This window comes from Desulfobacter sp. UBA2225 (assembly GCF_002348205.1).
GTDB classification, from domain to species: Bacteria; Desulfobacterota; Desulfobacteria; order Desulfobacterales; family Desulfobacteraceae; genus Desulfobacter; species Desulfobacter postgatei.
Genome location: NZ_DDYV01000028.1, coordinates 1 through 12,464 on the forward strand (window position 1 = coordinate 1; position 12,464 = coordinate 12,464).

Below are 12,464 nucleotides of genomic sequence, written 5' to 3' on the forward strand. Positions count from 1 at the left end.
TCACCGGAGCCGGCGAGTCAGGAAGGCAGGGTCCCGAATTTGCATGTGTGGAACAGGGCGGCATTGTGGTTAAAAATTATATGAAAGAAAATCCGTTTAAACGGATGCCCTGGCCGGAAGTGATTTAAAGAAAAAACAATCATAATTATTGAGGTGTAATTTTGGAAGGAAAAATTATTGTCGTAACATCTGGAAAGGGCGGCGTGGGAAAAACAACAGCGACCTCTTCGATTGGCGCGGCCCTGGCTCTTGAAGGAAAAAGGGTCGCCATTGTGGATATGGATATCGGACTGCGCAACCTTGATGTGGTCATGGGCCTGGAAAATCGGATTGTTTTTAATATTGTAGATGTGGTTCAGGGCCGATGCAAGATTGACCAGGCAGCCATTCGGGACAGACGTATTGACAATCTTTTTCTAATCCCGGCCTCCCAAAGTGATAATAAAGATGTGCTGACACCCGAAGGGGTTGAACGGGTGACCAACGATTTGCGCACAAAATTTGATTATGTGATCATGGATTCTCCGGCCGGAATTGAAAGAGGGTTTGAAAACGCCACGGTCGGCGCCAATGAAGCGATTGTGATCTGCACCCCGGATGTCTCCGCCGTCAGGGATGCAGATCGGGTTATCGGCCTGTTGTATGCGCGCTCTATAGAGCCCAAACTTGTTGTCAACCGTATTGAGCCGATGCGTGTGGCGCGTGGTGAAATGCTCAGCCATGAAGATGTGCTGGATATATTGTCAATTGAGCTGGCAGGACTTGTGCCCATGGATGAAAAGGTTCTCATCTCCTCCAATACCGGTACGCCCCTGGTGCTTCAGAATGATTCTATCGCCGGACAGGCCTTTCGCAGGATTGCTAAACGTCTGAATGGCGAAGATGTTCCCATTGAGGTACCGAACCGAAAAACCAGTGTATGGCGCAAATTGAGTAACACTTTCGGGTTAAGATAAGGAGAATTGAATGCTGCAAGAATTTTTGAGACGGTTCAGAGGCCAGAAAAGAAGTAGTGACGAAGCAAAAAAGCGTCTTCAATTTTCTTTAGTTTACGACAAACTTGAAGTGAACGACACTATTTTGACTGATCTTCAGACGGATATCGTTAATGTGATATCAAAATATTTTGAAATTGATAGAGATGCATTGGAGCTTAAGGTAAAAAATGACAACCAGGTCTCTGCCCTTGTGTTTAACACCCCTATTCTCCAGGTAAAAAGAAAACAGGCCTGATCCATACACTGTATTTCAGATGCCTTACCTGATCGGGTTGCCTTTTTCCTGCTCGTGCTCTTAATTCTGGTCTTGCTTGAATTTTCGCCCGGAAACAAGTTGTTTCCGGGCGGTTTTAAATTTTTACCCTCTTCCTTAATCCAGGGGCTTTACCGTTTTAATGGCCAGCTCCTGGAGCTGGGCCGCCGCAGCTTTTGAGGGCGCCTGGGTCATCAGGCAGGTGGCTTTCTGGGTTTTTGGAAAGGCAATGACATTGCGGATGGAATCCTCACGACAAAGCAGCATAACCAGACGATCCAGGCCAAATGCCAGCCCGCCGTGGGGAGGTGCGCCAAACGTCAGGGCTTCCAGCAGGAACCCGAACTTCTCCTTTGCTTCTTTTTCACCGATCCCTAAGCATTTGAGGACCCGTTGCTGCAGTTTGCTGTCATGGATACGGATACTGCCGCCGCCGATTTCAACACCGTTGAGAACCAGGTCATAGGCCCGGGAGTTAACTTCCAGGGGCGTGGTCTCCAGTTTGTCCAGATCCGATTCCGTGGGTGCGGTAAACGGATGATGAAGCGCCTGGTAGCGTTTTTCCGTTTCATCATATTCAAACATGGGGAAATGGGTGATCCAGGTAAACTTGAACTCACTGTCATCAATGAGCCTAAGTCTGCGTGCCAACTCGTTTCTCAACTGACCCAGGGCCTCATTGGTGATTTTGGGCTGATCTGCCACAAAAAAGACAATATCACCGGGTTCAAGATCCAGGCGTTTCTTTAATGCCTCTTTTTCATCATCAGAGAAGAATTTTGCAATGGGGGACTGCCACTGGTCCTCCTTTATTTTTATCCAGGCCAGGCCCTTGGCCCTGTAAACGGCTGCAAATTCGGTGAGTTCATCAATCTGTTTTCGGGTAAAATCTGCACAGCCCTTGGCATTGATGGCCTTGACGAGTCCGCCGTTTTTAACCACAGAGGCAAACACTTTGAAATCCGCATTGGCCACAATATCGGAGACATTTTTCAATTCCAGGCCAAACCTTAAATCAGGACGGTCTAACCCGAACCGGTCCATGGCCTCGGCCCAGGTCATGCTGGGGAAGGGTTCGGGGAAGTTCAGATCCAGCACCTTTTTGAATATGGCCTTGATCAATCCTTCGCTAATTTCCATCACCTGGTGTTCATCCACAAAGGAGAGTTCCATATCGATCTGGGTGAACTCGGGCTGGCGATCCGCGCGCAGGTCCTCGTCCCTGAAGCATTTGACAATCTGGTAATACCGGTCAAAGCCGGCAACCATCAAAAGCTGTTTGAACAGCTGGGGAGACTGGGGCAGGGCGTAAAAGTCGCCCTGGTTAACCCGGGAGGGGACCAGATAATCCCTGGCGCCTTCGGGCGTACTTTTGGTCAGAAACGGGGTTTCAATGTCCACAAACCCGTTGGCGTCCAGATAATTTCGAACGGTCATGGTAGTTTTGTGACGGGCCAGGATATTGTTTTTTAGCTGGGTTCGCCTTAAATCCAGATAACGGTACTGGAGTCGTATGGTTTCCGATGCATCAACCCGGTCTTCAATCTGAAAGGCCGGTGTTTTGGCCCTGGAAAAAATCCGCAGCTCTTCCACAAGCACCTCTATGGCACCGGTGCTCATCCTGGGGTTGACCATGTCATCAGGTCTTGCCGACACTTTTCCTTTGATGCCCAGGACATATTCGCTTCTGATTTCCTGGGCTTTTTCATGGACATTCGCGGAGAACGACGGATCAAATACAATCTGAGTAATGCCTTCCCGGTCCCGAAGGTCCACAAAAATAACGCCGCCGTGGTCCCGGCGGTGCTGAACCCACCCCATGAGTACGACGTCCTGACCAATGTGGCTGTCTCCCAACTCAATGCAGGAGTGTGTGCGTTTCATATCTCCAAGTAAATCAGTCACTTTAATTCTTAAACTCCATAACTATATTAATTTTTAATTAATTGTGCCAAATCATTCACCAGATTATCCAGGCCGATTTCCGTTTGTTCCTTGGTAGCCATATTGCGCAGCACAAGTTTTTTTTGGGCAAGTTCATTGTCCCCGATAATGAGAACAAAAGCGGCATTAACCTTGTTTGCCCGTTTCATCAACGCTTTCATGCTTTTTCCACGGAAATCCGAATCTGTTCTTATGCCCATGGTATTCAGTCTGCAGGACCATTCAAATGCATATGCCTGGGCATCTGCTCCCAGGCTGACAATAAAAAGGTCCGGGCCCTTTTCACACACCTGGGTGTCAAGTTGTTCCATAACTTCCACCAGACGGTCAAAGCCGATGGCAAAGCCGATGGCCGGTGTTGAAGGCCCACCGAGCTCTTCCACCAGACGATCGTACCGGCCGCCGCCGGCAACGGCGGACTGGGCACCAAGCGTTGTGGTCTGAATCTCCCAGGCCGTACGGGTATAATAGTCAAGTCCACGAACCAGGGTGTCGTCAATCATGAAATCCACACCAAGTTTTTCAAGGCTGGTTTTCACGGTTTCAAAATGGGTACGGCAGTCCGGGCACAGGTGATCCACTGTGGCAGGCGAGCCCTCAAGGGCCTGCCTGCATGTTTCTACTTTACAGTCCAGTATCCGCAGCGGATTTTTAACTAGCCTGCGTTTGCAGTTCTCGCACAGATTGTCTTTTCGCTCGCCTAAAAAATCCAGCAGGGCTTTTTGAAAATCAGGACGGCAGGCGGGGCAGCCAAGGCTGTTGATATGGGCCGAAAGGCCTTCAAGCCCGAGGCGGCGCAGCAAGGCGTGTAATAGAAAAATCAGTTCACTGTCAATATAAGGGGATTCAACCCCAAAAACCTCTGCATCGATCTGGTAAAACTGGCGATAGCGACCCTTTTGCGGCCGCTCTCTGCGAAACATGGGGCCTGTTAGATAAAACTTGCGTACCGGTTCGGCAGCATACATTTTATGCTGGATATACGCCCTGCAAATGGATGCTGTGGCCTCGGGCCGCAGTGTGAGCATGTCCCCAGTTCTGTCTTCAAAGGTATACATCTCCTTTTCGACAATATCGGTCGTTTCTCCAATACTCCGGGCAAACAGCGTTGTCTTTTCCACAATAGGGATACGGATTTCCCTGTATCCAAAGGATTCAAACAGGTCTGCCGCTTCTTGTTCCACCTTTTGCCACAGAGCAATTTGCTCCGGTAAAATGTCTCTGAATCCACGTATGGTCTGCATGCTTTTTATATCTTTAACCTTTTGCGTTCATTTCTAAAAAAATATACAGCCGATCTATATAGTTTAAAATCAGCGTCTTAGTCAACATATAATAAAAGGTCGGATATCGGCCATCAAGGCGAACGGGTCAATATTAGTTGGATGATTTCCAGAGGCTTGAAAGTCACCGGATACGGCACCCCAACCCACAGTTAAAAAAATAAAAATTTTTGTTGCGCTTGATAGATCGAGCCGCTATAGTGTCTTCGAATTCAAAAAAGCCACCACCAACGAGTGCAACCAAATATGTCACTATGCATGTTATCATTCAGGAACGAAGAAGAAAAAACATTAAGTGGTTCCATTCCCCTAACAGATCTGTCTGTATATCTTGCTAAATTAATTAATTCAGGCAATCCATTGCACAATTGCCGTCGGCATAAAGATGATAACTGTATCGAGAAACAAAACAATAATGCCAAATGATAGTTTTTATGAGCTAACAAATTATTTATTTTAAATAAGGCTAAAACCCCATGACTGCCACCGGTTCACTTTTTTATGGAAACATATTAAATTTTGGTGGTGAATTTTGGCTACACTATCCTATTGACAAAACGGAAGTTCCTATCCTATATAGACTTAAACTTGATAAGAGATCTTTAAAACGACTGTTTAAATTTATTCAAATCCCAAACAGAAAGGAGGGCTTGGTGTGGGAAGACGTTTAGGGGGGAGCTTTAAACCTTACTTGCGACGAGAAGGAGCAACTAACGATTCCTGAATGCAATATTTGAATGGATGATATTGCAGTAAGGTCAAGTTAGGTGTTCGAAAATAATCAGCATTTTGTTTTCGTAAGAGAGCAGGATGTTAAGATTGAAGTCTGTTGGTAATATCGAATGAATTGAGAAGTTCTTTTTAATTAAATTCACTACATTATCAGGGAGGAAAAATGCAACTAACTGGATTAAAATACGGAAAGCAATTGATGGATATCGTTGATTTCCCTGTAGCAGAGACCCTGACAGAAAATGCTACCAAAGAACAGATTGAAGCGCTGATCAAAAAAGGCGGCAAAGTCGTTGTAAAACCGTCTTTCATGGGCAGTGCCGGTAAAAAAGGAAAAGCAGGGCTGGTAAAAATTGTCGACAACTATGCAGACGCCAACCAGGCCAGAAAAGATCTTTGCTTTGCCGAATATAAGCAGGGCAATACGACACATAAGGCAAACGGCTGCACATTTGAAGAATTTGTCGCATCAGATGCAGAGCTTTATGTAAGTATTACAACATCTACAATCACCAGAACGCCGACTATGCTGCTGATTGTTGAAGGTGGTGTTGAAGTTGAAGAACTGCCGCCCGAGAAAAAAGCGATCATTCCGTTTAACCCCAATGAAGGCCTCAGAGGTTACCATGTGAATGATGCCCTGATCAAACTGGGATGCCCCAAAGCCTTCATCAGTCCGCTGGTACAGCAGATTCCCAAACTGTGGGATCTTTATAACAATTATGGTCTGACCATGATTGAGATCAACCCCATTCGTATGCAAAAAGGCAAACGTCCCGTTCCGGTTGCCTGCGACGTTAAAGCCGCTTTTGATCAGGACGATCCCGCACATACCCGCATCGCATTCCCCAAAGAAGTGTTTGCTACGGAATTGACCGATTTTGAAACTGAAATCAACCAGCTGAGAACCTATCAGGGACAAAGCGACGTTGTGGAACTTAACCCCAACGGAACCATTCTGCCCTTCATGTTCGGCGGTGGTGCCAACAGTGCTGCCACTGAGGTTCTGGGCGACAAAGCAATGTTTTCATCTGACTTTGGTGGAAACCCGCCCTATGCAAAGATGAAAGAGATTGCAAGCATTTCCTACAAGCACTTTCTGAAAAATGCCAACATTGTTCAGATTATTGGTGGTAAAGCTAACAATACCGATATTTTCGTTACCATCAAAGCGATGCTGGATGCCCTGAGAGAAAACATTCATCTGAATCCTAATATTCACGTTATAATCGGTCGTGGTGGACCAAACGTCGTGCAGGGAATGATTTATGCCCGAGACCTTCTTGACAGTATGAAAGTTCCTTACAAAATGTTCGGTTTCGACAGTAGTATGATTGGTGTATTGAATTACACCCTGGAACTGGATGCATGGATTACAGCAAATAAAAAATAATTAATTGCTGAACCAAAAACAAAGGTCAAAGGTAATCTGACGATTTAATTATAAATCAAAAGCATTTTAGCAAATTAACCAGAAAATAAATCATTTTATTGGAGACGCTATGAGCCAAACTAATCCCTTCCCCTACTACGTGGGAGTAAATAATCTAGAAGAAATAGCAAATAAAAAGACCCGGTGCGTAGTGATGAACATTCTGGGTGGTGAAAGTAAAGGAGTAACCCCCACATCACACGAATTCAGCGGCGGTAACATTGTTGCTGGTGTTCAATACGGAAAATCCGGTGGAAAACTGGAAACCAAAATCGGTGATATCCCGGCATACGGCAGTATTAAAGAGATTGTTGACGCCGGTATCAAATTTGATACGGGTGTTATCTACCTGCCGCCCACAGCAGTTGCAGCCGCAGCCGCCGAGCTGATTGCCCAGAATCCCGACCTGAAAAAAATCGTTATTTTGACTGAAAAAGTCGGTGTAAAAGATGCTGCGTTTGTCCGCGCCATCGCACAGGAACATAAAATCGACGTATTTGGCGGAAACTGCCTGGGTATCGGCAACTCTTGGGACCAGGTACGTGTTGGTGGCGCCCTGGGTGGTAACAACCCGGGTGAATCCCTTGTAAAAGGCAGCGTTGCTGTTTTCAGTAACTCCGGAAACTTCAGTACCACCATCCCTGAATACCTGAAAACCGCCGGTTTCGGTACATCCACCGTACTGAGCTCCGGTAAAGACCTTTATATCCACTTTGCCTTCCCTGAATTCCTCTATTGCGCAGAAAATGATCCGCGCACCAAAGCGATCTTCTGCTATATTGAGCCCGGCGGATATTACGAAAAAATGGCCCTTGACTGGATTGCCGACGGCACCATCAAGCTGACCAAACCCATCGTAGCTTGCGTAACCGGTCGCTGGAAAGCAAACCTGAGCCGCGCGGTTGGTCATGCCGGCGCCATTGCCGGTGGCGGTGATGATGCCCTTGCAAAAGAGAAATGGTTTGATTCATATTTTGGTGTTGATCTGTTCAACCCTGACAAACCCAAAGCGTCCAAAAAGGGTGTCAGAATTGACTCCATTTCGGATGCGCCCACAGCCATGGCCGCTGTTTACAAAGAGATCGGTGAAAATAGCGATTTCGCGCCCAAAGGCGACTTGAGCCTGAAACCCTGGTTTGTAAATGATCAGGGCCTGGATCTCCCTGCAAAACTGAAAATGGCTGCCGTTGAAGCCATGGAACCCTACAACGATGCCATCAAAAAACTTGGTAATCAGGTAGGTGCCCAGCTGACCAGAGAATCCATGCGCAACAAGTCCGGCGCAAGCCGCATGAATTCGAAAACCGACGTTACCGAAGTACATGGTGTTCCGGTTCTTGATCTTGTTGTAAAACACTTTGCCCTTTCCAACTTCTTTGCCGTTACTTCTGTACTGCCCGATGAGAAATATCTGCCGCTAGCCAATGCCATAATGAACTATTTCACAGCTGTGGGTACGCAGTACATGGATATTACCGCCCGCGCCCGAGCTAATGGCGCCCTGCCTAACGCTTATCTTGGCGCTGCAGTCTTAACATCCGGTAACTGCAAGCTGTATCAAGACATGACAGAGATGACCCAAAAAATGATCGATCTTTTCTATGTCGATATCTTTGGCGATGCTTCTGTAAACGATACGCTTATTGCTGAAAAAGTGGCACAGAAGATTATGCCCCAGGGTGAAACAACAGCTAAAGAAGCAGAAGTCGCTGCATTCTTCGGTGAACTTCTGGCCAAAAAAGGTTTGGAAACCATCTTCACCAAATATGCCCAGAAATATGCCGAAGCAAACAGTGATGTAAACAAACTCAGCCTGCTTCTGGCTGCCATGAGCTTAAGCGTTGTCTGGACGCCTCTGGTTGACAGGCAGATGACCCGTGAAACCGCTCATGAAGTTGCTACATATCTGGCATGCAACGGCGTCCTTGTTGGTTGCTGCGCACCCCAGTATGAGGTCAACGATTTCTATAAATCCTTGGTAAAACTCAGCGATCTGTCCGTGCTGAATACTGACTTTGCAACAACATGCTTTAAACTGCTGTTCAACCGTGATTGCAATGCAAGAGAACAGTTTGCCACCAACGGCCTGCTCAACCTGCTGATGTCCAACGGCCCGGGTACCATCAGTGCCAAGGGCGCCAAGGAGTCCGTCAGTGGCGGTAACTATATCGCTACATGCTACTCCGGCTGGATGAACAACACCGGTCGTGACCATGGCGGCAACGGTTTTGAAGCCATCAAGTTCCTCAAAGACGCCTTTGGTGACTTTGATCCGTACCTGGAACCCGATGACGCCAAACGCGATGCCAAGATGAAAGCAATTGCCCAGGCCACTGCAGAAAAATACCTGAGTACCAAAGCAACGGCAAAACGCGAAGGTATCATGAACTACTTCAAGGTACCGTGCGTAAATCATCCTGTATTCAAAGGAAAACCGGTTAACTACGATCCGCGTGAAGTTTTCATGGACAAACTGTTCACTGAAAGAAACGAGATCAACCATTTCCAGGTATTCTATCATCACCTGGTTAAAGCGATGTTTGAAGTTGGCGCCACCAAGAACGTATTCTGCGTGAATATTGACGGCGTTATCGCAACCATCTCCCTTGACCTGCTCTGGAAAGATGTAAACAGCGGAAAAATTGATGCCAAAGCTATGCAGGATATCGCATTTATCTTGTTCCTGCTTGGTCGTATGGTGGGTTGCTCTGCTGAAATTGCTGACCACAAATCTCGCGGTATGATCATGGATTGCCGTACGCCTGCAAGCCAGGTTGAATTTGTTGGCTAACATCCAATTGTTTTTAAGGGAAAGTTAATTTTTTAACTTTCTTTAAGATCTACAAAAAAACTGAGCTAAGTTTTAACGAACTTGCTCAGTTTTTTTGTTTTCAAAGGAGCGGTTTCGTGAAAGGTTACGTTCAGGTTTACACGGGCAATGGTAAAGGGAAAACAACCGCCGCTATCGGTCTCTCAGTCAGGGCGGCCGGTGCCGGGCTTAGGGTTTTCATTATTCAGTTTATGAAAAACGGCCTCTATTCTGAAATAAACGCACTTAAAAAGTTCGATAATATCTTTGTTGAACAATATGGTGCCGGGCAATTTGTTAAAGGCAAACCGTCTGATGCAGAGAGAGCCAAATGCCGGCAAGGGTATAAACGGTTATGCAGCATCATTGAAGCCGGACAACATGATCTTGTTATCGCTGAGGAGGCTACTGTCGCTTGTTTATGCGGTTTACTTTCAGAGGAAGACCTATTACATATGATTGATATAAAACCTGAGCATATTGAACTTATTTTAACCGGACGCGGCGCTCCTGCTGCCCTTATCGATAAAGCAGATCTTGTAACGGAAATGAGAGAAATTAAACATTATTATCAACAAGGTGTTGCGGCCAGGGTGGGAATTGAAAAGTGACGTAAACAAAATCAATGCGGAACAGGCCAATAATATTCCGACATTGGCAGATCTTGCAGTAAAGTACGGAACCATCTCCCAGGATCAGCATGGGTACCTGATACAGCTTTTCACCTTTAAAAACGGGCAGGCCGGTTATGAGGATCTGTTACGTGATGAAGGCATGGCAACGCCGTATCAGCTTGAGTTGCTTAAGCTGATTCAGGAGTACCTTATTGTTCGCAAAAGCGGCGAAGAATTCGGCAAAATTGCCATTGAAAAAGGCCTTGCCACCACGGAAGATATCAATCAGGCATTGGAATTACAAAGAAAGGTATTTAAAAAGTCACGACATAAAAAACTTATCGGTGACATTCTTGTTGAAACCAGGATTTTAACAATCAAACACAAAGATCTGATCCTCAACGAGCAGAATTTATTTAATAGATATGGTGATGACGTATCAAATAAACAAAGCAGAGCACCTGAAAATGTAGAAAAGGGCAGGGGCACGGAAGCTGAAAATCAGTTTGAAATAAGCATTTCCGTAAGTTCAGATCATATGAGTGCCTGGATAGAAAGACGCAAACCTGATGAAATTGTGATCACATTAAACCAGGTTAAAGATGCAGTCATGACAGATGGTATTGTCAACGGTATCTATCCTGATTCTTTTATCCAGTGTTTTCTTGATTCCGGTGTTAAAAAATTTCCAGTAGCCCGGGTGGATTGTTTTGATCTTTTGAAACGACAAGGCCTACTTTCTTTATACATAAGTGAAGATAACGGCAAACCAATTGAGAAGAAGAAAGGTGAAGTTCTCATAGAACAGAAATTTATTGCCATGGAAGTTCAAGTTAAGAACTTGTATGGTGAACAGATGAACGCGGTAGCAGGGAATGGTTTTGCTGTTCGTTGTGGAGAAAATACCAGACGGTCAAGGGACAAGTTAAAAATTCTTGCCGGAAAATCAGGTATGGCTGGGCTTTCAGCCGATAGAAAAGTATTTATTCATCCTGTGGTTCATCTCCTGGAGGATGCTGACTATCGTCACGGACCCATTGAGCCCTATGCCGATTTATCGGTATCAGGGGCGATTACCGGTGCATATCCAATAACAGCAGGCAAGGTAAGCGCCGAAGAAATTCGGGATGCAAATATCGATGCCATAGGTGATATCCGTGCCGGGGTCGGTATTACGGATTCGATTATCCGTGCCCAGGGAGATGTCCATGCCCGTTATCTGCATAACAGCAGAATAGAGACCTTTGGCAATGTATATGTTCAAAATGAGATCATTGACTCACAGATCAGGTGCGGTGGGAAATTTGAAAGTCCAACATGCAGGGTTATTTCTTCAAAAATTTATGCCAAGGGCGGGGTTATAATTTCAGGCGTCGGAAGTGAGCGGGCAGCACCAAGTACGATCGTTGCTGGCGGCGAACAACATGTTGTGGGGCTTGTGCAAACCATTCTGGATATAATGAATTCAATTTTTGATAAGTTGGAAGAGCTTAAAGGCGAAAAATTATACCAGCAGGCGCAGGCCGACAAAATTTTCAAGAAAATGATCAAGCTTAAAACCTTTCATGACAAGACCCGAAAAAAGAAAGATGTGTTGTTATCTGAATTAAATAGAAAAATGGAAACCCTCAACAAGAAAACTCTGGCTAACATCCAAAAGCTCATTTCAACCTACGATAAAAGAGTAAACAGTTCTCTGGTTACATTGAAAACAATGAATGCGACCAAAAAAGAGCATGATACATCTGTGCTGGAACTGGAAAAAGAGATTTCCATATTTACTACCCAGGCAAAAAAAGAGATTCTTTCACATGAAAAGACACTGTTTGCCTATTTGGAAAAATCAAAGGAAAGAAGTGGCGTTGCGATTATTGAGATTACGGGCAAAGCATATGCGGGCACCACTCTGGGTGGTGTTTACCAAACAGTGTCACTTACTGATGATCGAAACGGTTTCACGGTTGAAGAGGTGTGGCCTCAGGGACGGTATCCTGAGTTGCAATTTTTAAAGCGGGGAAGATAAAAGATGTTTCTATTTCAGATTGCCACAGAATAAAGACGAGTGGACAGCCCCTGACGAATGAAGCCGGCTTTTTATCAGATGGACTTGGGTTACAGGAATCAATAGGGATCCTGTTTCTATTTCAAGCGGTTTTTTTAATATGTCTGGTTTTGCACCGTTGCGTAGCCGAGATAGTGTAATGTGTGGCGAAAATTTTTTCTCCTTAACAAAAAGGTCGCATCTATTCAGCCTTGAATCAATATCGCGCTGTAAAGTTACCAAATCAGGGCTTGTCTTATCCGACCCGATCCAGATGACTTTAGGATGTCGTGCATTTGGAAAAACGCCAAGTCGGTTAAATGTTATATTAAACCTCCCCATTCGCTCATTTGATATA

The 12,464-nt window shown here is 45.6% G+C and carries 9 protein-coding genes; 6 read left to right on the forward strand and 3 right to left on the reverse strand.

The window, feature by feature from the left end:
- Window positions 1-161: 161 nt before the first annotated feature.
- The gene (gene minD / locus B3D59_RS01105) at window positions 162-956 is read left to right on the forward strand and encodes a septum site-determining protein MinD (protein ID WP_286817237.1); all 795 of its coding nucleotides are present in this window, start codon (window positions 162-164) and stop codon (window positions 954-956) included.
- 10 nt (window positions 957-966) lie between these two features.
- The gene (gene minE / locus B3D59_RS01110) at window positions 967-1,233 is read left to right on the forward strand and encodes a cell division topological specificity factor MinE (RefSeq protein ID WP_286817238.1); all 267 of its coding nucleotides are present in this window, start codon (window positions 967-969) and stop codon (window positions 1,231-1,233) included.
- Between the two features lie 135 nt (window positions 1,234-1,368).
- Here the strand turns inward: minE and aspS are convergent, their stop codons facing one another.
- Both aspS and hisS read right to left on the reverse strand, forming a co-directional pair.
- Window positions 1,369-3,156: an aspartate--tRNA ligase gene (gene aspS / locus B3D59_RS01115; protein WP_286817239.1), complete on the reverse strand. Its 1,788-nt coding sequence runs from the start codon at window positions 3,154-3,156 to the stop codon at window positions 1,369-1,371.
- A 26-nt stretch (window positions 3,157-3,182) separates the two neighbouring features.
- Window positions 3,183-4,439, reverse strand: a complete 1,257-nt coding sequence (gene hisS, locus B3D59_RS01120; RefSeq protein WP_286817240.1) for a histidine--tRNA ligase — start codon at window positions 4,437-4,439, stop codon at window positions 3,183-3,185.
- Window positions 4,440-5,373: 934 nt separating this feature from the next.
- Here hisS and B3D59_RS01125 point away from each other — a divergent pair.
- The 4 genes from B3D59_RS01125 (at window position 5,374) to B3D59_RS01140 (ending at window position 12,088) form a co-directional block, all read left to right on the forward strand.
- Window positions 5,374-6,603, forward strand: a complete 1,230-nt coding sequence (locus B3D59_RS01125) for an ATP-grasp domain-containing protein (RefSeq protein ID WP_286817241.1) — start codon at window positions 5,374-5,376, stop codon at window positions 6,601-6,603.
- Window positions 6,604-6,712: 109 nt separating this feature from the next.
- A complete protein-coding gene (locus B3D59_RS01130; protein ID WP_286817242.1) occupies window positions 6,713-9,433 on the forward strand; it encodes a CoA-binding protein in 2,721 nt (906 codons plus the stop codon).
- A gap of 116 nt (window positions 9,434-9,549) precedes the next feature.
- Window positions 9,550-10,062 (forward strand): cob(I)yrinic acid a,c-diamide adenosyltransferase, encoded by a 513-nt coding sequence (locus B3D59_RS01135; RefSeq protein WP_286817243.1) that lies wholly within the window; start codon window positions 9,550-9,552, stop codon window positions 10,060-10,062.
- A complete protein-coding gene (locus B3D59_RS01140; RefSeq protein ID WP_286817244.1) occupies window positions 10,052-12,088 on the forward strand; it encodes a FapA family protein in 2,037 nt (678 codons plus the stop codon). The genes B3D59_RS01135 and B3D59_RS01140 overlap by 11 nt, the downstream gene beginning before the upstream one ends.
- A 9-nt stretch (window positions 12,089-12,097) precedes the next feature.
- Here B3D59_RS01140 and thpR read toward each other — a convergent pair whose 3' ends face one another.
- Entirely contained in the window at window positions 12,098-12,448 is a 351-nt protein-coding gene (thpR, locus tag B3D59_RS18385) for an RNA 2',3'-cyclic phosphodiesterase (protein ID WP_414646503.1), read from the reverse strand.
- Between the last annotated feature and the right edge of the window lie 16 nt (window positions 12,449-12,464).